Source organism: Agromyces mediolanus (assembly GCF_023715325.1).
GTDB classification, from domain to species: Bacteria; Actinomycetota; Actinomycetes; order Actinomycetales; family Microbacteriaceae; genus Agromyces; species Agromyces mediolanus_A.
In genome coordinates this window covers 166179-185536 of record NZ_JAMBNX010000004.1, presented here as the reverse complement: position 1 = coordinate 185536, position 19358 = coordinate 166179, and the positions used below count along the sequence as shown (strand labels likewise).

The following is a 19358-nucleotide window of genomic DNA, read 5'->3' as shown; positions in this document are numbered from 1 at the left end:
CGGAGCGCGCCCGCTCAGCCGAGCAGTTCGAGCGCGTCCCCGTTCCCGTTCCTGCTCCCGCACCCGCTCTCGCCCGCGCTCCTGTATCCGCTCCCGCCCGCTCCTGCATCCCGCTCCTGCATCCCGCTCCTGCTCTCGCTCCTGCATCCCGCTCCTGCTCTCGCTCTCGCATCCGCTCCTGCTCTCGCTCCCGCTCTCGCATCTGCTCCTGCACCCGCTCCCGCTCTCGCATCCGCTCCTGCACCCGCGCGCTCTCGCTCCCGCTCCCGAACTCGCGACGGGGTCAGAATGCGACATCTTCGGTGGGTGCCCGCCTGAGCGCTGACGCAATGCGACCCTTTCGCGAGCGCTGCGGGGGCGGGAGCGCGGAGCGCGCGGGAGCGCGGCGCGCGGGGCGGGCGCGGGGGCGGGCGCGCGGGGGCGGGAGCGGGTGCGGGCGCGCGGGGGCGGGAGGGGGAGCGGACGGAGGCGGGAGCGCGGCCCGCGGGGCGGGCGTGCGGGGCGGGAGCGCGGCGCGCGGGAGCGCGGCGGGGTCAGCCGAGCAGCTCGAGCGCGCCGTCCACGAGGGCGGCGGCACCCCCGAGGTAGGCGATCGCGATGACCGCGATGCGCGCCGCCCGGTGACTGATGCGCGCGTGCAGCAGCTCGCCGAGCAGGAGCCCCACGAGCAGCGCGGCGATCACCCACGGCCACGCGCCCGGCTCGAGCTCCGGCAGCGCCCAACCGGTGGTCGCGAGCTTGCTGACGAGCGCCGCCGAGCCGATCACGATGAAGTACGCCTGCGCGGTCGCCGCGAAGCCCGTCTGCGACCAGCGGCTCGCGACCGCGTAGACGCTGAGCGCCGGGCCGCCGACCCCTGCGGCCGAGTTCATGAAGCCCGAAGCCGCCCCGGTCAGGATCGCCGGCGGCGCCCCGTGGACCACGTGCTCCGTGCGGGTCACGAGGAGGGTGACGGTGAGTGCGACGATCACGAGCGCACCGATGCCGAGCTGCAGCCAGGGACCGGGGATCGCGGTCGCGGCGAGAGTGCCGAACAGCGTGCCCACGAGCGCCGGGACGACGAGCCAGGCGAAACGGCGCCAGTCCACCTCCTTCCACACCCTGGGCAGGATGAGGAGCGAGGAGAGCACCGCGCAGACATTCACGATGATGACGCCGTCGAAGGGGCCGAGCAGGATGACGAGGGCCGGCGACGCGATGAGCGCGAAACCCATGCCCGTGATGCGCTGTGCGAACGCGCCGACGAGGACGGAGATCGCGACGGGCAGCAGCACCGATCCAGCCTAGCCGGGGCGGTGGCAGAACCCGGCGGGCGGGCGGTCGGCCGGGCGGTCCCGACGCTCAGCGCGGCCGCTCCGGCACATGCAGGCGGGCGAGGAAGGCGTCGGTGCTCCGAGGCATCCGCCGCCGGTCCGCGAGCGAGACGAGCACGATGACCGCGACGGCGAGCGCCCCGGATCCTCGCCGCCGGCTGCTCGACAAGCGGCCGCAGCCAGCCCGGCGCGTCGGCCGTCGCGCCGGCGGCGCTCGCGAGGATCGCCCCGCCCGAGAGCAGCGCCCCCGTCACCATCCCGGCGATCGCGCCGCGCGCGGTGAGGCCGCGCCACCAGATGCCGAGCAGCAGCACCGGGCACAGGGTCGAGGCGGTGAACGCGAAGACGAGCCCCACGCTGCCGGCGAGCCCCGAGGACTCGGTGACGAGCGCGACGGCGAGCGGCACCAGGGTGGAGAGCACCGCCGCGATGCGGAAGCCGCGTACGCTGCCGCCGAGGAGGTCCTGGCTGACGACGCCCGCGAGAGAGACCACCAGCCCCGAGCTCGTCGAGAGGAAGGCCGCGAACGCCCCGCCGATCACGAGGGCGGTGAGCAGTTCCCCCCACAGGCCGGGCACGAGCAGTCCCGGCAGGAGCAGCACGAGCGCATCGGCGCGGCCGCCCTCGGCGAGCTCCGGCGCGAAAGCCCGGCCGAGCAGACCGAACACGGTCGGGAAGACGTAGAACACCGACAGCAGGGCGAGCACGATCACCGTCGTGCGGCGGGCGGCCGAGCCATCCGGATTCGTGTAGAAGCGCACGAGCACATGCGGAAGGCCGAGTGTGCCGAACAGCAGCGCCACCATCAGCGACACCGTGCGGTACGCGTCGAGGCCGTGCGGCCCGGCCTCGGCCGGGAACGCGAGCTCCGGGGCGAGGGCCGCACGCGCCTCGAGGCCGGGCACGCCCCCGGAGACGACGATGAGCAGCGCCACCGCCGGCACCGCGAGCGCCGTCAGCTTCAGCCAGAACTGGAACGCCTGCACGAAGGTGATCGACCGCATGCCGCCCGCGACGACGACCACGGCGACGATCACGGCGACGGCGAGCGAGCCCGCCCATGGCGGCAGGCCGGTCGTGATCCGAACGGTCAGGGCGGCGCCCTGCAGTTGCGGCACGATGTAGAACCAGCCGACGAGGATGACGAGGGTGCTCGTGACCCGGCGCACCCAGCGCGATTCGAGTCGGGCGGCGGTGAAATCGGGGATCGTGTACGCCCCGCTCCGGCGGAGCGGGGCCGCCACGAAGAGCAGCAGCATCAAGTATCCCGCCGTGTACCCGATCGGGAACCAGAATCCGGCCGAGCCGCTGAGCAGCACCAGCCCGGCGACGCCGAGGAACGACGCCGCGGAGAGGTACTCCCCGCCGATGGCCGAGGCATTCCACCAGGGCCGCACCGTCCGGCTCGCCACATAGAAGTCGCCCGTCGTGCGCGAGACTCGGAGACCGTAGAAGCCGATCAGCGCCGAGGCCAGCGAGACGACCACGATCGCCGTGTACCCGGTGACCGGGTTCACGTCTCGTCCTCGGCGAGCTGCCGGAACCGGGCCTCGTTGCGCGCCGCCGCCCGGGCGTACAGCACGCCCACGGTGATGACCAGCGGGTACAGGCCGAAGGCCAGCAGCAACCAGGCGACCGGCACGCCCGCGACGAACTGCTCGTCGAGTCCCGGCACGAGCACGATCGCGGCGACGAAGAGGGCGGTGGCGAGGCAGAACCCGCCCGCGAACACGAGGCCGAGACGCAGCTGCGAGCGGATGAGGGACCGCACGTAGACGCCGCGGATGTCACTCGTGGGGGCTTCCGGCGCGCGGCCGAGACGGAGGGCGGCGCGGGGCGGGGCGGGTCGCGGGGTGCCGGCGGCGGTGACGCGGACGCGGGCGGGCGGGCGATCCTGGTTCCCTGAGCCTGTCGAAGGGGGTTGGTTCCCTGAGCTCGTCGAAGGGCCCTGGTTCCCTGAGCCTGTCGAAGGGCGCGGCACCCCTTCGACGGGCTCAGGGGACCACCCCGGCTCGCTCACGGGCGGGGCCGCACACTCGACTGGGCGAGGCGGTCGCGCAGGCCCGGCAGCATCCGCCGGCTCACGGGCAGCTCGACGTCGCCCACGACGACCGCCGGGTGGTCGGAGCCGAGCCGGATGCGCGAGACGTGCGCCAGGGCGACGAGGTACGAGCGGTGCACCCGCACGAAGCCGGCCTCCGCCCACTGCTTCTCGAGGTCGGAGATCGGCACGCGCACGAGGTGCGTGCCGGCCTCGGTGTGCAGCCTGGCGTAGTCGCCCTGGGCCTGCACGTAGCGCACCTCGTCTCGTCGGATCATCCGCGTCGTCCCGCCGAGCGGCACCGCGATCATCTCGCCGGCCGGCGAGGCATCCGGCGCCGGCGGCCGCAGCGCCTCGGCGATGCGGCCCACCGAGCGCGCCAGCCGCTCGGCGCGCACGGGTTTCAGCAGGTAGTCGACGGCGGCGAGGTCGAAGGCCTCGAGCGCGCCCTCCTCGTCGGCGGTGACGAAGACGAGTGCGGGCCGGCGCTCGAAGCGCTGCAGCGCGCGCGCCAGGTCGAAGCCGGAGAGGCCCGGCATGTGGATGTCGAGGAACGCCGCATCGACCGGCTCGCGGGTGAGCAAGCGCACCGCCTCAGCTCCGGACGAGGCCTGGTGGATGACGCCGACGCGCGGGTCCTGCCCGAGCAGGTACACCAGCTCGTCGATCGCGGGCTGCTCATCGTCGGCGACGAGGACGGAGATCACGGTTCGAGTCTCCCATCCCGCTCCGGTCGCGGCACGGGCGGCGGCGCCCCGCTTCCCTCTCGACTTGCCCGACTTCCATGGAAGTCGGGCAACTCGGTGGGGGGCGGCGCCGCCTTCGGCACCCGCATGCGCACGAGCGTGCCGGCCCCGCGGGCGGTCTCGATCACGAGGCCGTGCTCGTCGCCGTACACCTGGCGGAGGCGGGCGTCGACGTTCCGGAGGCCGACGTGCGCGTCGCCCTGCCCACCGGCCAGCACCTCGCGGATGAGTTCCGGATCGAAGCCGACGCCGTCGTCCTCCACACTGATCTCCGCGTAGGCGCCGGAGTCCTCGGCGGTGATCGTGATGCGCCCGCCGCCCTCCTTCGCCTCGAGGCCGTGCCGCACCGCGTTCTCGACGAGCGGCTGGATCGACAGGAACGGCACGATCGCGCCGAGCACCTCCGGCGCGATCTGCAGGGTCACCCGCAGCCGCTCGCCGAAGCGCGCCCGCTCGAGGCGCAGGTAGCTGTCGATCGAGCCGAGCTCGTCGGCCACCGTCGTGAACTCGCCGTGCCGCCGGAACGAGTACCGCGTGAAGTCCGCGAACTCCAGCACGAGCTCGCGCGCCTCGGCCGGGTCGGTGTTGATGAAGGAGGCGATCGCGTTCAGCGAGTTGTAGATGAAGTGCGGGCTGATCTGGGCTCGGAGCGCCCGCACCTCGGCCTCGGCGAGGGCGGTGCGGGAGGCGTCGAGCTCGCCGAGCTCGACCTGCGCGGCGACCCAGTCGGCGACCTCGGCGGTCGCACGCACGAGCCCGGCGCGCACGGGGGCCGCGAACGCGACGATCGCCCCGACCGGCCGCCGGCCGACGAGGATGGGGGCCGCAATGGCATCCGTCTCTCTGGCGCCCTGCCGGCCGCGGCCCGAACGCGGCACCCGCCGCTGCACCTGCGGCTTGCCGGATTCGTGCGCGGCGGCGGCGAGTTCCGCGGCCGTCTCGCGCAGACCGTCGTCGCCGTCGAGCGCGACGACCCCGCCCGGGTCGACGATCGCGAGGGTGTCGCAGCCGAGCAGCGCCTTCAGGTGCCGGCCCGCGCGCTTCGCGTCCTCGACGCCGACGCCGCCGCGGAGGTGCGCGGCCGCCTTCGACGCGAGGTGGAGGGTCTGATAGGTGGCGCGCTCGGCCTCGGTGCCGAGCTCCTTCGAGGAGACCACGAGGCGGCGCAGGAGCACGACGAGCCCGACGGCGAGCGCGCCGGCGACGACGCCGGCCGCCGCGGCCACCACCAGGGACTCGGGCATGCAGGCCAGCGTAGCGATCGTTCATCGCGGCCGGCCGTCGTTCGTCGCACGATCGGCACCGCTTGGCGACGACGAGCGGCGACGGTCCCCGGTGCGCGGTCGCCGACGGCAGCATGGTCGCACCGCGGCCCGCAGCCTCTGGCATCGAGGGGCCGCACGGTGCGATGTCGCACCGACGACCTCGAAGGAGACGCCATGGGCAACGACGCCCTGAGCGCGGAGGAGACGAACCGTCCCATCGTCGACTACCGCGCGGTCCAGCAGTCGGAGCGGTTCCAGCGGTTGAGGAGGCGCCAGCGCGGGTTCGTGTTCCCCGTGCTGGCCGCCTGCCTCGTCTGGTACCTCGCCTACGTGCTGCTCGCCAGCTACGCACACGACTTCATGTCGACGCGGGTGTTCGGCAGTGTGAACGTCGCCATGCTGCTCGGGCTCGCACAGGTGGTCACCACCTTCGCGGTGACCACCTGGTACGTGAGCTTCGCCAATCGCCGACTCGACCCGATCGCGAGCGAGATCCGCGAGGAGATCGAGGCGGAGATCGCGGATGCCTCGGATGTTTCGGCCAGCTCCGCCGCCTCGACCAGCTCCTCCGCCTCGACCCCGGAGGCGACCCGATGAGCGCCGCAGTCCTCGGCCTCCGTCTCGCCGCCGAGCCGGCCGCCGCGAACGCCCCCGGCGAGCCGTGGCTCAACATCGCGATCTTCGGCGCCTTCGTGGCGATCACGATGATCATCGTCTTCCGCGCCAGCCGGAACAACAAGACCGCCGCCGACTACTACGCCGCCGGGCGCTCGTTCACGGGTGGGCAGAACGGCTCCGCGATCGCGGGCGACTATCTCTCGGCCGCCTCGTTCCTCGGCATCGTCGGCGCGATCGCGATGACCGGCTACGACGGCTTCCTCTACTCGATCGGCTTCCTGGTGGCCTGGCTCGTTGCGCTGCTGCTCGTCGCTGAGCTGCTGCGCAACACGGGCCGGTTCACCATGGCCGACGTGCTGTCGTTCCGGTTGAAGCAGAAGCCGGTGCGCATCGCCGCGGCCATCACCACGCTCGTCGTGTGCTTCTTCTACCTGCTCGCGCAGATGGCCGGGGCCGGCGGCCTGGTGTCGCTGCTGCTCGGGATCAGCGATCTGCTCGGCCAGTCGCTCGTGATCACCGTGGTCGGCGCGCTGATGATCCTCTACGTGCTCATCGGCGGGATGAAGGGCACCACCTGGGTGCAGATCATCAAGGCGGTGCTGCTCATCGCGGGCGCCGGCGTGATGACGGTGTGGGTGCTCGCGATCAACGGCTTCGACTTCTCGGCGTTGCTCGACCAGGCCGTCGCCGTGGCCGAGAACCCCGCGATCCTCGACCCGGGCCTGAAGTACGGCGTCTCCGACCTCTCGAAGATCGACTTCCTCTCGCTCGGCCTCGCGCTCGTGCTCGGCACCGCGGCGCTGCCGCACGTGCTGATGCGGTTCTACACGGTGCCGACGGCGAAGGAGGCGCGCAAGTCGGTCGTCTGGGCGATCTGGCTGATCGGCATCTTCTACGTCTTCACCCTCGTGCTCGGCTACGGTGCTGCGGCGCTCGTCGGGCCATCCGTCATCGCCGCAGCGCCCGGCGGACCGAACTCCGCCGCGCCGCTGCTCGCGTTCTCGTTGGGCGGGCCGCTGCTGCTCGGACTGATCTCGGCGATCGCGTTCGCGACGATCCTCGCGGTCGTCGCGGGGCTCACCATCACGGCGGCGGCCTCGTTCGCGCACGACATCTACGCCTCGGTCGTGAAGAAGGGCAAGCCGGAGGCCGGCGCCGAGGTGAAGGTCGCCCGGCGCACGGTCGTGATCATCGGCATCGTGGCGATCATCGGCGGGATCGGGGCGAACGGGCAGAACGTCGCGTTCCTCGTGGCGCTCGCCTTCGCGGTGGCGGCCTCGGCGAACCTGCCGACGATCGTGTACTCCCTCTACTGGAAGCGCTTCTCCACGAAGGGCGCGCTCTGGAGCATGTACGGCGGCCTCGCCTCGGCGATCGTGCTCATCGTCTTCTCGCCGGTGGTGTCGGGCTCGGAGACCTCGATGCTGAAGACCGAAGCGATCGACTTCGCGTTCTTCCCGCTGTCGAACCCGGGCATCGTCTCGATCCCGCTGGCGTTCTTCCTCGGCTGGCTCGGCACCGTGCTCGACCGCGGCACGGAGGATCCGGCGAAGCAGTCGGAGATGGAGGTGCGCTCGCTCACGGGCATCGGCGCCGAGAAGGCGAGCGAGCACTAGACGGCCCGGCGGCGCGTGGGGCGCGCCGCCGGGCATCCGTTTCGGTGTGGCGGGAACGCCTGCCCGTGTCGCGCCGGAACCCCGAACCGAGCCGTCCGCTGCCGTCGCAGCGGGCGGCTCGGTGGTGTCCGGGGCCGCGGCGCGGGCGGGCATGCGCGGCTCGCCTGCCGATCATCGGCGGATTCCGGACAGGGATGCCTCGAGCCGTTCCGGGCGTCGGCGGTCGGCCGTAGCCTCGACGAGTGAGCAGCACCGAACCCCGCGAAGCGCCGGCACCCGGCCAGGCCGCAGCCACCGCCCTGCCCGGGCCGAAGCGGTGGTCGACGTGGGCGCAGTTCCTCGTGATGGGGGTCGTGTGGGGCGCGAGCTTCCTCTTCATGAAGCTCGCGCTCGCGGGGGTGAGCTTCGGTCAGATCGCCTGGTCGCGAGTGCTGCTCGGGGCCCTCACCCTCGGCGTCATCGTCGCGGTCACGCGCCCGCGCGTGCCGGCCGCCGACGGCCGCCCCGGGCCCGTGCTGCCACGCGAGCCCATCGTGTGGCTGCATTTCCTCGTCGTCTCGTTCGCCACCTGCGTCATCCCCTACCTGTCCTTCGCGTGGGCCGAGCAGTACGTCTCCTCGAGCCTCGCCTCGATCTACAACGCGACGACGCCCATCATGACGGCGCTGATGGCGACCCTCGTGTTCCGGGTCGAGCGGCTCGGGCTCAGCCGCTGGGTGGGCGTCGGCATCGGCATCGTCGGGGTCGTCGTTGTGATCGGACCGTGGCAGTACCACGCCCTCACCGGCAGCCTCGCGGGGCAGCTCGCGTGCCTCGTCGCGACGGCCTGCTACGGCTTCAGCTTCGGGTACCAGCGCAAGTTCCTGAGCCAGCGACCGATCGCTCCGGCGACCTTCGCCTTCCTCTCCATCGGGGTCGCCGCGGTCGTGATGCTCGTGCTGACGCCCTGGCTCGCGCTCGGGCCGGTGCAGCTCGACTGGACGATCGTCGGTTCGCTGCTCGCACTCGGCATTCTCGGCACGGGATTCGCCTACATCTGGAACATCAACGTGCTGCGCGCCTGGGGCCCGACCGGCACCTCGACCGTCACCTACGTCACGCCGGTGGTCGGGGTCGCGCTCGGCGTCGCGCTGCTCGGTGAACGGTTCGGCTGGCACGAGCCGATCGGCGCGCTGCTCGTGCTGCTCGGCATCCTGCTCGCTCAGGGCCGGCTGCGTCTGCCACGGCGCACCGCGTCGGAGGCGCCCGCGGCGTAGCGCAGCGCCGGTCCGCGCCGAGCTCTGGTCCGTGGGCCTGTCCTGCTTGCTGGGCGCGCGCGTCCGTCCGCCCGTGCCGCTGGGCGGGCGCGCGCGGGGTGCGGCGCCCAATCGGCGATGGCGAACTGGCGCGACGGCACTGAAGTGGCGCGCCCGCTCGTGCCGGTGGGGCATCCGCTTCCTGCTCCCGGGCGTGCGCGCCAGTTCCACCTGGGCGCGCCACTTGTGCTGGCGCAACGAGGCCGAAGTGGCGCGGGCGCCCGCGGGGGCGGATGGTGGGGCAACCCGGACGGATCGCGCGGGGCTGAAGTGGCGCGGGCGCCCGGGGGCGGCGGGCCCCTCGGACGGATCGCGCGGGGCTGAAGTGGTGCGGGCAGGGCCCCTGCCGGAGCCAGCCAGACCGAGGCGCTGCCTTGGGGTGAGCCCGAGCCGGGCTCGGTGAACTGGCGCGACGGGACTGAAGTGGCGCGCCCGCTCGTGCCGGTGGGGCATCCGCTTCCTGCTCCCGGGCGTGCGCGCCAGTTCCACCTGGGCGCGCCACTTGTGCTGGCGCAACGAGGCCGAAGTGGCGCGGGCGCGCGCGGGGGCGGATGGTGGGGCAACCCGGACGGATGGCGCGGACGAGAAGTGGCGCGGGAGGGGCCGGCGGAGCCGCGGGCGGCGCGGCGGACCCACTGGGCGGGGCCGGGCGGGGCCGGGCGGGGGCCGGCGGAGCCGCCGCAGCCGCGTGCGGATATCGCCCCCGCCGGCGATTCCACCCCGGTGCTTGACACGAGCGCGCCCACGTGGTTGGTTAGTTACACAAGTAATGAACCAACCAGGTTCGCTCCCGGGGACAACGAGCAGGAAGGCCGGAATGGACGAATCCCGCCCGATCTTCCTCCAGATCGCGGAGCAGATCGAGAACGACATCATCGACGGGGTCCTCGCCGAAGGCTCGCAGATCCCCTCGACGAACGAGTTCGCCGCGTTCTACCGGATCAATCCGGCGACCGCGCTGAAGGGAGTGACCCGCCTTGTCGACGACGGCATCGTGGTCAAACGAAGGGGCATCGGCATGTTCGTGACCGAGGGCGCCCGTGACCGGCTCGTCGAGCGTCGGCGGGCCGACTTCGCGGCGGAGTACCTCCGCCCGCTCATCATCGAGGCCGAGAAGCTCGGCATCACCATCGACGACCTCGCGGCACTCATCCGCGCGGAAAGGATCGCATCATGACCAGCACCGTGGTCCGCGCCAGCGGTCTCACCAAGCGCTACGGCTCCTTCGCGGCCGTCGACCGCGTCGACTTCGCGCTCGAGGAGAACCGCATCTACGGACTCCTCGGCCGCAACGGCGCCGGAAAGACGACGCTCATGCAGCTGCTCACCGGCCAGCTCTTCCCGAACGAGGGGGAGCTCGAGGTGTTCGGCCGCACACCCGCCGAGCACGCCGACGTGCTGCGCCGGCTCTGCTTCATCGCCGAGTCGCAGCGCTACCCCGAGGACTTCACGCCGAAGCACGTCTTCACCTCGGCCCCGTGGTTCTTCGAGAACTGGGACGCCGAGTTCGCCGAGCGCCTGATCGCCGACTTCCGCCTCCCGGTGAAGCGGCGCATCAAGAAGCTCTCCCGCGGTCAGCTCTCCGCCGTCGGCGTGATCGTCGGCCTCGCGAGCCGCGCCCCGCTCACCTTCTTCGACGAGCCGTACCTCGGGCTCGACGCGGTCGCACGGCACATCTTCTACGACCGACTCCTCGAGGACTACGCCGAGCACCCCCGCACCATCGTGCTCTCGACGCACCTGATCGACGAGGTCGCGAACCTCCTCGAGCACGTCATCCTGATCGACCAGGGCCGCATCCTGCTCGACCGCGACGCCGAGGAGGTGCGCGGACAGGCGACCACGATCGCCGGCGCCCGCTCGGTCGTCGAGGAGTTCGTGCAGGGCCGGCCCATCATCGGCCGCGAGGGCATCGGCGGGCTCGCCTCGGTCACCATCGACGGCCGCCTCGACCGCGAGGAGCGCATCCGGGCAGCAGAGCTCGGCCTCGAGCTCGCCCCGGTCTCGCTCCAGCAGCTCATCGTCCACCTCACCGGCGCCGACCTCGCCGGTGCGACCGAGAAGGAGGTCGCCGCATGACCGCCGTCGCCACCGCCACCGCCGAACGCGAGCTCGGGGCATCCCGGCTCCGCGTCGGAGAGATCTGGCGCATCGTGCGCCTGCTCGCCGTGAACCCCACGATCTTCTTCGGGGTGCCCTGGATGATCCTCGGCGGCGCCTGGGCCGTCACCATGGTGCTCGCACTCATCATGACCGGCGCCGGGGCGCCGATGGAGGAGGCCCGCGAGGGCTTCCGCTACAGCTGGGCCGTGCTCTCGCCGCAGTGGTACCTCGTGGTCGTGGGGGTGCAGGCCGTCGCCTACACCTTCTCGTTCGCGCTCGGCTTCGGTTCGACCAGGCGCGACTTCTGGCTCGGCATGAGCGTGATGTTCGTACTCGTCTCGGCCGAGATGGCCGTCGCGATCGCCACGCTCGTGCAGCTCGAGCAGCTCACGGACGGCTGGTGGATCGGCGCGGGCATGTTCGACGCCCTCTGGTACGGGCAGCTCGGCTGGGGCTTCGACTTCCTCTCGACCTTCGTGCTGCAGCTTCTCGTGCTCTTCGTCGGCGCCAGTGCGACGACGATCTACATGCGCTGGCGGGTGCGCGGCATGATGGTGCTGCTGTTCGGCACCGTCGCGCTCGTGCTGGTCCTCGTCGCCTCGCTGACCTTCACCGGCTCGTGGCCGGCGGTGTGGGCGTGGCTCGCCGGGCTGACCTCGATCGGGCTGATCCTGGTCGGGCTCGCCGCTGCAGCGGTCGCGGCCGTCGCCGGCTTCCTCGTGATCCGCCGGGCCACCCCGCGCTGATCGCCGGGCGCCGGATGGGGCCGGCGCCCGCCCGCGCGGCGATCGATGGGGGTCGGTCGCCGCGCGGCATCCCACCACCCGAGTTGCCCGACTTTCATGAAAGTCGGGCAACTCGCGGTTGGGGGTCATCCCAGCGGCGGCGGGCCGGGTCATCCGGTCGGATGACGCCCCGCGCCCCGGATCATGCCCGCGCCCGACGCGCGGGCGGTCGTCCGCCCGGCAGGCTCGAAGCATGAGTTCCTTCGTCATCGAGGCATCCGGCCTCGAGAAGTCCTTCGGCCCGACGCGCGCCCTCGCCGGGGTCTCACTCGCCGTGCGCACCGGGGAGTCGCTCGCGATCATGGGCGCCTCGGGCTCCGGCAAGACGACCCTCCTGCACTGCCTCGCGGGCATCACCCTGCCGGACGCCGGCACCGTCTCGTTCCTCGGCGGCACCGGCCGCGTGCAGGTCAACGCGCTCGGCGAGCGCGACCGCTCCCGGCTGCGCCGCGAGGCGTTCGGCTTCGTCTTCCAGCAGGGGCTGCTGATCCCCGAGCTCACCGCGATCGAGAACGTCGCGCTCGCGCTCATGCTGAACGGGATGCCGCGCGCCCGCGCCGAGGAGCACTCGCGCGGCTGGCTCGCCGCCCTCGGCCTCGCCGGCCTCGAGGACCGCCGCATCGGACAGCTCTCCGGCGGCCAGGCGCAGCGCGTCGCGATCGCCAGAGCCCAGGTCACCGGTGCGAGCGTCGTCTTCGCCGACGAGCCGACCGGGGCGCTCGACTCGGCCACCTCCGCCGACGTCATGGGCGCCCTGCTGCACTCGACGGTCGGCCAGGGGCGCACCCTCGTCCTCGTCACGCACGACCCGGGAGTGGCGGCGCGCTGCTCGCGCATCGTCGACGTCCGCGACGGTCTGATCGTCGGGGAGCGGATGCCGCAGCCGAACGGTGCGGTGTCCGAGCCGGCGTCGGCCGCCCCCGCTGCTGCGCTCGCCGCGTCGGCCGCCCCCGCAGCGCCGGCCGCCCCCGCTGCGTCGGCCGCCCCCGCTGCGCAGGCTGGCCCTGCCGCGCCTGCCGGGCCGGCAGCACCGCCGGCCCCGCCCGCGCCCGGCGCCACCGCGGTGCCGCTGCCCGCACCGGGCGGCCGGGCATGATCGCCCGCGTCGCCTGGCTCCTCGCCCGGCCCGGATCCTCGGGTGCGGCGACCCTCGTGCTGCCGATCACGGCGTTCGCGATCGTCACCGCGCTGCTGCTCACCGTCATCGGCGGCGCCCAGTCGTTCTGGCGCTGGACCGACGACTCGGCGGTCGGGTATCAGCTCCTCGCCGTCATCGCGCTCGTGCTCCTCGTGGTGCCGCTCGCCTCGCTCGGCGGCGCCGCCGCCCGGCTCTCGGCCCGGCGCCGCGACGACCGGCTGGCGACGCTGCGCCTGCTCGGGGCCACGCCCGCGACCGTCTCCGCGCTCGCCGTGATCGAGTCGGCCATGCTCGCGCTCGTCGGCTCGGTGATCGGCATCGCCGGGTACTTCGCGATCATGCCCGGCATCGCGCTCGTGCCGTTCCGCGGCGAGCCGCTCGGCATCGGCGGTGTGCTGCTGCCTCCCGCGGTGCTGCTCGCAGTCCCGCTCGGCATCGTCGTCCTCGCCGTCGTGAGCGCCGTGCTCGGACTCCGCCAGGTGGTCATCTCGCCGCTCGGCGTGCGGACCCGGCAGGATGCCCCGAAACTCTCCTGGCTCCGGATCGTGATCGGCGCCGCGGTGATCCTCGTCGCCTTCGGGCTGATGAGCGGGCTGCAGCTGGCCGGCGAGGCATCCGTGCTGTTCCTGTTCCTCGGCGCCGCGTTCGGCGGCACGCTCGCGGTGCTGAACCTGATCGGGCCGTGGGTGATCCGGCTCGTCGCGCAGGGGCAGGCGAGGCGGGCGACGAAGCCGGCGAAGCTGCTCGCGGCGCGCAGCGTGCTCGAATCGCCGAAGGCCGCCTGGCGGCAGGTCTCCGGGGTCGCGATGACGAGCTTCATGGCGGTGTTCGCCGGCGTCGGCATCGCCCTCATGGACGCGATGGGCGGCTCGGGGGAGATGGACCGCGAGGGGCTCGAACTCATCACCGACATCCGCACCGGCATCCTGATCACCGTCGTCGGCTCGTTCCTGATGGTCGCCTGCTCGGTCGGGGTGAACCAGGCTGCCGGGATCCTCGACCGCCGCGAGCTCTACCGCTCGCTCGACATGCTCGGCATGCCGGAGCCGACGATGGACGCCGCCCGCCGTCGGGCCGTGATGTCGCCGCTGCGGATCACCGCCGTCGGCTCCGCCGTGGTCGCCGCGGTCGTCATGCTGCCGCTCACGGGCATCACCCTCATCGTGCAGCCGCTCGCGCTGCTGGTGATCGCCGGGGTGCTCGCCGCCGGCATCGGGGTCGTCGCCCTCGGCCTCGTCTCGACGCGGCCGATGCTGCGCCGCGCGGCGGAGTCCGGCTAGGCCCCCGCCGGCCCGGCCCGGCCCGGCCCGGGCCGGGCCGGGCCGGCCGCGAGGTCGCGCGATCGGCTGCTCGGGCCTCGCGGTCCGCGCAGAGTGCGCGACCTCGCGCAAGAAGCGGGCCTTCGCGAAGTAGGGTCGAAGCATGACCGCGATCGACGACCGGGATGCCGCGATGTCCGAGCTCCTCGGCATCCGAGCGAGCATCGACAACATCGACGCCGCCCTCATCCACCTGCTGGCCGAGCGCTTCAAGTTCACCCAGCAGGTCGGCCGGCTGAAGGCGACGCACGGCCTCCCGCCGAGCGACCCCGACCGCGAGAAGCGCCAGATCCAGCGCCTGCGCGCGCTCGCCGAAGACGCCCACCTCGACCCCGCGTTCGCCGAGAAGTGGTTCAACTTCGTCGTCGCCGAGGTCATCCAGCACCACGAAGAGCTCGCCGGCAACGGCGCCTCGGGCGAACTGTGAGCCGGGCCCGGTGAGCTGGTACCCCGTGCCGCTGCCCGACCTCTCGGGCCGCCGCTACCTCGTGACCGGGGCGAACGCCGGCCTCGGCTTCTTCACGAGCGCCCGCCTCGTCGGCGCGGGCGCGCACGTCGTCATGTCCGGCCGCAACGCCCAGCGGCTCGAGACCGCCGCGGCCGTGATCCGCGAACGGGTGGATGCCGGGGCCGAGCGCGGTGAGCTCGGCGGCGGGGTGTCGACGCTCGTCATCGATACGGCCTCGCTCGACTCCGTGCGCTCCGGCGCCGCCGCGCTCCGCGGGGCACCGCAGCTCGACGGCGCCGTGCTGAACGCCGGCATGGTGCACACCCCCGGCCGGCGGCTCGAGAGCCCCGACGGCAACGAGCTCGTGCTCGCCACGAACGTGCTCGGGCACTTCGCCCTGCTGGCCGGGCTCTTCGGCGCAGCCGGGGCCGGCGATGAACTCGTGCCCGGGCCCCGTCGCCTCGCCGACGGGGCCCGGGTGATCACCCTCGGATCGCTCGCGACGAAGCTCTCCACCTTCCGCGTCGACCAGCTGCAGCTCGAGCGCGGCTACGACTTCTGGCGCGCCTACGCGCAGTCGAAGATCGCCGGGCAGTCGATCGGTTTCGAGCTCGATCGCCGGTTGCGCCGGGCCGGCATCCCCGTGTCGAGCATCGTCACGCACCCCGGCTACTCGATCTCCGGACGCACGCCCACCGTCCCCGGCGTGAACGAGCCGAGCCGGGGCGACCGCTTCGCCGACGCCCTGCAGGCCGCCTGGGCGCAGGGCAAGCACCGCGGCGCGGAGCCCGTGCTGCACGCGCTCACCGCGGCGGACGTCGCGGGCGGCGAGTTCTGGGGTCCACGCGGGCTCGTGAAGGGCGAGCCGGCCAGGCAGCAGCCCACGCGGGTGTCGAGCGACCCTGCGATCGGGGCGAAGACGTGGGCCTTCGCGGAGCTCGCGACGGCGACCCCGTTCACCCTCTCCGGCTGATGCGCGGGCTCCTCGCGAGGTGGTGGGCTCGCCCCGCGGTGCGGCGCCGGGCAGCCGTCGTTGTCGCCGGTGCCGGCACCGTGCTCGCGGTGCTCGGCGTGTTCACCGGCCGCTGGGGCGTCGTGGTCGTCGCGATCGTGCTGCTGGGGCTCGCGGCGGCGCTCGGCCCCGCGCGGATCCGCCGCTGACGGGTACGCTGCACTCCATGACCGAGGGGCCGGACGAGGCATCCGCGCAGACGGCGCACCCCGCGGGCCCCGCGCACCTCGCGGGCGAGGCGGCGTTCGCGGAGGCGCGCGCCGCGGTCGCTGCGGCGACCGCGAGGCTCAGCGCGGCCGACGCCCGGCGGGAGGTGCTCGCCGTGCACGAGCCGGCGCGTCGCAGGCTCGGTCTGCCGCGGGCGGCGCGGATGCGACGCGTCGGCGAGGTCTGGCGGCTCGGCTCGCTGCTGCTCGACGGCGAGGGCCGGCTCTACGCGGTCGGTCGTGTCGTGCGCGCCGAGGCACCCGTCCGGCGATCCGTGACCGCGAACGCCGTCGCCGAACAGCGGGCGTATCGCGCCGCAGCGGTGAGGGGCGGCATCCCGTCCGGAGCGACGGTGAACTTCGACACCGCGCCGATCCGGCTCGACGGGGCGTCCGACGGGCCGCCCGCCGACGGACCGGTGGCACTCCGCGACGGGCGGGTGATGGTGCGCTGGAACCCGAGCGATCCCGGCGCCTGGACTCCGCTCGCCGGCTACCTCGCCGAGCGGGCGGAGCTGCTCGCGCAGCCGGCGCCTGGGACCTGACGCCGGCTGACGCCGGAGCGGGCCTCGCGGACCTCGCGGGCTCGCGAGGTCTTAGCCGAGCGTGACCTGCACGGGCACCGGGTTCTGGAACAGATCGAGCACCGGGCAGTGCGCGTCGACCGCGGCCTGCAGTTCGGCGTAGCGCTCCTTCGGCTCGGGGCCGCTGAGTCGAACGTCGAGGCGCACCGCTGAGAAGCCCGCCCGCCCGGACTCGTCGATGCCGAAGAGCTTCCGCACGTCGAGGTCGCCCTCGGCGTTGATCTCAACCTCGTCGAGCACGATGCCGAGCGCCTGCGCGTACAGCCGGTACACGACGACCTGGCAGGAGATCAGCGCGCCGAGCGCGTACTCGACCGGGCTCGCGGCGGCGTCGTCACCGGCGAGGGCGGCGGGCTCGTCGACCGTGAAACGGTGCTTGCCGGCGATGATGCGGGTCGCGACGGCGCCGGTGCCCCGTCCGGAGACGCGATAGGTGAGCTCGGCGGTGGCGGGCGCGGCGGCGATGCGCTCGTGCCAGGCGGAGCCGGCGGCACTCAGGCGGGCGGCGCGGTCGGCCGCTTCCGCGGCGGTCTCGTCTGGGGCGGTCTCGTCTGACGTGGCGGGCGCGGTGGCGGAGTCGTCGATGAGCGTCATGGCGGGAGCGTACGGCGGCGCGGATGCCTCGGCGAGCCCGCCCGTCATCGGCCGACGCCGGGCGTCACACGGCGACGCACGGCCCCGCTCTCGACGAGTTGCCCAACTTTGATGAAAGTCGGGCAACTCCGGGGCGGGGTGGGGCGGGGCGCCCGGTTCGCATCGCGGCTCAGGGCTTGCTAGGGTGGCGGACCATGTCCTGCATGTGCCCGCAGATGATCATTCGGCCCCGCACCGCCTGAGGCGGAGCGACCGGATCCTCTCCCGCTCCGCCGCCAGTCGAGTCCTCGGCCGCGGCGCGCTTCGGCGTCCCCCGGCGTTCATTCGTCAGCGGAGCATCCATGCCTTCATCCAAATCCCGTTCTTCCCGCGCGCGCGATCGCGCGCAGCCGTCCAGCCGAGGCGGCGACTCGCACCAGCACGGCGGCGCCGTCGAACGGCGCACGACGCCGCACGGCGGGCACGCCCAGCCCGACGCCCAGCCCCACGGCGGGCGCCACGCCCAGCCCCACGGCGGGCGCCACGAGCTCGGGCAGAACTTCATCGTCGACCGTCGCGTCGTCACCGAGATCGTCGAGCTCGCGCGGGCGAGCCAGCATCCCATCGTCGAACTCGGGCCCGGCGGCGGGGCGATCACCCGGCCGCTCGCGGACCTCGGCCGCCCGCTCACCGTCGTCGAACTCGATCCGGCGCGCGTCGCCCGCCTGCGACGCGAACACGGCTCGCACGTCGAGGTCGTGCACGGTGACCTGGTGCGTTGGGCGCTGCCGAGGCATCCGCACGTGGTCGTCGCGAACCTGCCGTTCCACCTCACGACGGCCGCGCTCCGGCACCTGCTCGGCTCGCCCGGCTGGGACCAGGCGGTGCTGCTCACCCAATGGGAGGTGGCGCGTCGGCGCTGTGGGGTCGGCGGGGCGAGCATGCTGACCGTGCAGTGGGCACCCTGGTATCGCTTTCGGCTGCGGCGGCGGGTGCCGGCGTCGGCATTCCGGCCGGTGCCCTCCGTCGACGGCGGGCTGTTCACCATCGAGCGGCGTGCACGGCCGCTGGTCGAGTCGCGCGAGCGGCGGAGCTACCAGCGCTTCGTGGGGGAGGTGTTCCAGGGGCGCGGGGCCGGGCTCGCCGCACGACTCGCGGCGGCGGCGGCCACGACGGGCGGGACGGGATGGGCTGGCGCTGGCGCTGGCGCTGGCACTGGTGCTGGTGCTGGTGCTGGTGCTGGTGCTGGTGCTGGTGCTGGTGCTGGTGCTGGTGCGGCGAAGGCGTGGCTGCGCCGTCGCGGCATCCCGTCCTCGACGCCACCCGGGCGCCTGTCGCCGGATGATTGGGCTGCCCTCTGGGCCGCTTCACGCGGTCGCGGCTGAGCGCTCGTACGGCGTCCGCTCGCCTCACCGACTTGCCCGACTTTGATGAAAGTTGGGCAAGCCGGTGAGGGGGTGGCGTGGGGGTGGACGGGCGGACGGGTGGGCTCAGCGCGGGGCGTCGGCGTCCCGCTCGGCGCCGCCGCGCTGCTCCTGCTCCTGCACGACCGCGATGATGGAGTCCTGCAGGCCGCGCTGGCCGGTGTGCAGCTCCTGGTAGCTCTCGCCGGCTCCGGCGATGGGGCCGAAGGCGTGCCGCAGGCGGGAGCGGACGCCGCGCGGTGCTCGGATCCAGCGCACGACCACCCCGCCCGAGATGATCGCCGCGAAGCCGAGGGCTGCGACCGTGCCGATGAGCGCGAGGTCCATGCTCAGAAGCCGAACGTCGAGACGCCGGGCACCGGCGGGGTTCGCAGCGCTTCGAGCACCCGGAGCTCATGGGGCACGACCGGCACCGGGAGCGCGTCGAGCGGGAACCACTCGAGCCCCGCGGCCTTGCCCTGCTCCATCAGTCGCGGCTCGCCCGTCCACTCGCGTGTCTGGAAGAAGACGTCGAAGCGCTGCTCGATCGCTCGGCCCGAGCCGTCCGTTCGGTGCATGAGCGTCACGAACTCGAGGGCGCCGGGCGGGAGCTCGACGCCGAGCTCCTCGCGGGCCTCCCTGGCGGCACCGGCCGGGAGTGACTCGCCCGCTTCGATGTGGCCAGCCGCGCCGAAGGCCCAGTGCTCGTCGTAATAGCCGGTGCCACGACGCAGCTGCAGCAAGACCTCGTCGCCGCGGCGCAGCAGCACATACGCGGCAGGGACGACGGCGAAGCGCCCGTGCGTGGCGGCGTAGGCGTCGGTGTACTCCTCGATCACGAGACCAGTGTCACACGCGGGCTGCACGGGCCGCGCGGGCTGCACGGGCCGCGC

The 19358-nt window shown here is 73.4% G+C and carries 20 protein-coding genes and 1 pseudogene; 13 read left to right on the top strand and 8 right to left on the bottom strand.

What is annotated here, in order from left to right:
* Positions 1–533 precede the first annotated feature (533 nt).
* The 5 genes from M3147_RS09005 to M3147_RS08985 all read right to left on the bottom strand — a co-directional run bounded on the left by M3147_RS09005 (position 534) and on the right by M3147_RS08985 (position 5344).
* Positions 534–1214: a sulfite exporter TauE/SafE family protein gene (locus tag M3147_RS09005; protein WP_285873739.1), complete on the bottom strand. Its 681-nt coding sequence runs from the start codon at positions 1212–1214 to the stop codon at positions 534–536.
* Entirely contained in the window at positions 1142–2830 is a 1689-nt protein-coding gene (locus M3147_RS09000) for a sodium/solute symporter (protein WP_439954195.1), read from the bottom strand. The genes M3147_RS09005 and M3147_RS09000 overlap by 73 nt, the downstream gene beginning before the upstream one ends.
* On the bottom strand, positions 2827–3084 hold the full coding sequence (locus tag M3147_RS08995) for a hypothetical protein (RefSeq protein ID WP_251203128.1): 258 nt from the start codon (positions 3082–3084) through the stop codon (positions 2827–2829). Before M3147_RS08995 ends, M3147_RS09000 begins: the two co-directional genes overlap by 4 nt.
* 245 nt (positions 3085–3329) lie before the next feature.
* Positions 3330–4061, bottom strand: coding sequence for a LytR/AlgR family response regulator transcription factor (locus M3147_RS08990; protein WP_251203127.1), 732 nt, complete (start codon positions 4059–4061; stop codon positions 3330–3332).
* Complete coding sequence (locus M3147_RS08985; protein ID WP_251203126.1) at positions 4058–5344, bottom strand: sensor histidine kinase; 1287 nt, start codon at positions 5342–5344, stop codon at positions 4058–4060. The genes M3147_RS08990 and M3147_RS08985 overlap by 4 nt, the downstream gene beginning before the upstream one ends.
* A 195-nt stretch (positions 5345–5539) precedes the next feature.
* Here M3147_RS08985 and M3147_RS08980 point away from each other — a divergent pair, with 195 nt between their 5' ends.
* The 12 genes and pseudogenes from M3147_RS08980 to M3147_RS08925 all read left to right on the top strand — a co-directional run bounded on the left by M3147_RS08980 (position 5540) and on the right by M3147_RS08925 (position 16450).
* Positions 5540–5962 (top strand): DUF485 domain-containing protein, encoded by a 423-nt coding sequence (locus tag M3147_RS08980; protein ID WP_251203125.1) that lies wholly within the window; start codon positions 5540–5542, stop codon positions 5960–5962.
* Positions 5959–7599: a solute symporter family protein gene (locus M3147_RS08975; protein ID WP_251203124.1), complete on the top strand. Its 1641-nt coding sequence runs from the start codon at positions 5959–5961 to the stop codon at positions 7597–7599. The genes M3147_RS08980 and M3147_RS08975 overlap by 4 nt, the downstream gene beginning before the upstream one ends.
* Positions 7600–7943: 344 nt before the next feature.
* Positions 7944–8855 carry a DMT family transporter gene (locus M3147_RS08970; protein ID WP_251203311.1) on the top strand — a complete coding sequence of 304 codons (912 nt, stop codon included), beginning with the start codon at positions 7944–7946 and terminating at the stop codon, positions 8853–8855.
* An 856-nt stretch (positions 8856–9711) separates the two neighbouring features.
* The gene (locus M3147_RS08965) at positions 9712–10071 is read left to right on the top strand and encodes a GntR family transcriptional regulator (protein ID WP_251203123.1); all 360 of its coding nucleotides are present in this window, start codon (positions 9712–9714) and stop codon (positions 10069–10071) included.
* Positions 10068–10973 (top strand): ABC transporter ATP-binding protein, encoded by a 906-nt coding sequence (locus tag M3147_RS08960; protein ID WP_251203122.1) that lies wholly within the window; start codon positions 10068–10070, stop codon positions 10971–10973. Before M3147_RS08965 ends, M3147_RS08960 begins: the two co-directional genes overlap by 4 nt.
* Positions 10970–11743 carry a hypothetical protein gene (locus tag M3147_RS08955; RefSeq protein ID WP_251203121.1) on the top strand — a complete coding sequence of 258 codons (774 nt, stop codon included), beginning with the start codon at positions 10970–10972 and terminating at the stop codon, positions 11741–11743. The genes M3147_RS08960 and M3147_RS08955 overlap by 4 nt, the downstream gene beginning before the upstream one ends.
* Before the next feature lie 232 nt (positions 11744–11975).
* Positions 11976–12653 (top strand): annotated as a pseudogene (locus tag M3147_RS08950) (ABC transporter ATP-binding protein); the annotation flags it as partial.
* A 221-nt stretch (positions 12654–12874) separates the two neighbouring features.
* Positions 12875–14200, top strand: a complete 1326-nt coding sequence (locus tag M3147_RS08945; RefSeq protein ID WP_251203120.1) for an FtsX-like permease family protein — start codon at positions 12875–12877, stop codon at positions 14198–14200.
* 142 nt (positions 14201–14342) lie between these two features.
* Positions 14343–14666 (top strand): chorismate mutase, encoded by a 324-nt coding sequence (locus M3147_RS08940; protein ID WP_251203119.1) that lies wholly within the window; start codon positions 14343–14345, stop codon positions 14664–14666.
* Between the two features lie 10 nt (positions 14667–14676).
* Positions 14677–15660: an SDR family NAD(P)-dependent oxidoreductase gene (locus M3147_RS08935; protein ID WP_251203118.1), complete on the top strand. Its 984-nt coding sequence runs from the start codon at positions 14677–14679 to the stop codon at positions 15658–15660.
* Positions 15660–15848, top strand: coding sequence for a hypothetical protein (locus tag M3147_RS08930; RefSeq protein ID WP_251203117.1), 189 nt, complete (start codon positions 15660–15662; stop codon positions 15846–15848). The genes M3147_RS08935 and M3147_RS08930 overlap by 1 nt, the downstream gene beginning before the upstream one ends.
* Positions 15849–15865: 17 nt before the next feature.
* The gene (locus M3147_RS08925; RefSeq protein ID WP_251203116.1) at positions 15866–16450 is read left to right on the top strand and encodes a hypothetical protein; all 585 of its coding nucleotides are present in this window, start codon (positions 15866–15868) and stop codon (positions 16448–16450) included.
* A 51-nt stretch (positions 16451–16501) separates the two neighbouring features.
* Here M3147_RS08925 and M3147_RS08920 read toward each other — a convergent pair whose 3' ends face one another.
* A complete protein-coding gene (locus tag M3147_RS08920; protein ID WP_251203115.1) occupies positions 16502–17083 on the bottom strand; it encodes an OsmC family protein in 582 nt (193 codons plus the stop codon).
* Between the two features lie 341 nt (positions 17084–17424).
* On the opposite strand from M3147_RS08920, the gene erm reads away from it, so the two are divergent.
* A complete protein-coding gene (gene erm, locus M3147_RS08915; RefSeq protein WP_251203114.1) occupies positions 17425–18447 on the top strand; it encodes a 23S ribosomal RNA methyltransferase Erm in 1023 nt (340 codons plus the stop codon).
* Between the two features lie 105 nt (positions 18448–18552).
* Here the strand turns inward: erm and M3147_RS08910 are convergent, their stop codons facing one another.
* A complete protein-coding gene (locus M3147_RS08910; RefSeq protein WP_251203113.1) occupies positions 18553–18813 on the bottom strand; it encodes a hypothetical protein in 261 nt (86 codons plus the stop codon).
* Positions 18814–18815: 2 nt separating this feature from the next.
* Positions 18816–19304, bottom strand: coding sequence for an NUDIX hydrolase (locus tag M3147_RS08905; RefSeq protein WP_251203112.1), 489 nt, complete (start codon positions 19302–19304; stop codon positions 18816–18818).
* Positions 19305–19358: the final 54 nt, after the last annotated feature.

What these genes read in the sequence shown, in the direction of transcription:
- M3147_RS08920 (WP_251203115.1), bottom strand. Translation starts at nt 17,083, where the DNA reads ATGACGCTCATCGACGACTCCGCCACCGCGCCCGCCACGTCAGACGAG.
- M3147_RS08955 (WP_251203121.1), top strand. Translation starts at nt 10,970, where the DNA reads ATGACCGCCGTCGCCACCGCCACCGCCGAACGCGAGCTCGGGGCATCC.
- M3147_RS08945 (WP_251203120.1), top strand. Translation starts at nt 12,875, where the DNA reads ATGATCGCCCGCGTCGCCTGGCTCCTCGCCCGGCCCGGATCCTCGGGT.
- M3147_RS08960 (WP_251203122.1), top strand. Translation starts at nt 10,068, where the DNA reads ATGACCAGCACCGTGGTCCGCGCCAGCGGTCTCACCAAGCGCTACGGC.
- M3147_RS08980 (WP_251203125.1), top strand. Translation starts at nt 5,540, where the DNA reads ATGGGCAACGACGCCCTGAGCGCGGAGGAGACGAACCGTCCCATCGTC.
- M3147_RS08965 (WP_251203123.1), top strand. Translation starts at nt 9,712, where the DNA reads ATGGACGAATCCCGCCCGATCTTCCTCCAGATCGCGGAGCAGATCGAG.
- erm (WP_251203114.1), top strand. Translation starts at nt 17,425, where the DNA reads ATGCCTTCATCCAAATCCCGTTCTTCCCGCGCGCGCGATCGCGCGCAG.
- M3147_RS08970 (WP_251203311.1), top strand. Translation starts at nt 7,944, where the DNA reads ATGGGGGTCGTGTGGGGCGCGAGCTTCCTCTTCATGAAGCTCGCGCTC.
- M3147_RS08975 (WP_251203124.1), top strand. Translation starts at nt 5,959, where the DNA reads ATGAGCGCCGCAGTCCTCGGCCTCCGTCTCGCCGCCGAGCCGGCCGCC.
- M3147_RS08930 (WP_251203117.1), top strand. Translation starts at nt 15,660, where the DNA reads ATGCGCGGGCTCCTCGCGAGGTGGTGGGCTCGCCCCGCGGTGCGGCGC.
- M3147_RS08925 (WP_251203116.1), top strand. Translation starts at nt 15,866, where the DNA reads ATGACCGAGGGGCCGGACGAGGCATCCGCGCAGACGGCGCACCCCGCG.
- M3147_RS08985 (WP_251203126.1), bottom strand. Translation starts at nt 5,344, where the DNA reads ATGCCCGAGTCCCTGGTGGTGGCCGCGGCGGCCGGCGTCGTCGCCGGC.
- M3147_RS08910 (WP_251203113.1), bottom strand. Translation starts at nt 18,813, where the DNA reads ATGGACCTCGCGCTCATCGGCACGGTCGCAGCCCTCGGCTTCGCGGCG.
- M3147_RS09005 (WP_285873739.1), bottom strand. Translation starts at nt 1,214, where the DNA reads ATGGGTTTCGCGCTCATCGCGTCGCCGGCCCTCGTCATCCTGCTCGGC.
- M3147_RS08940 (WP_251203119.1), top strand. Translation starts at nt 14,343, where the DNA reads ATGACCGCGATCGACGACCGGGATGCCGCGATGTCCGAGCTCCTCGGC.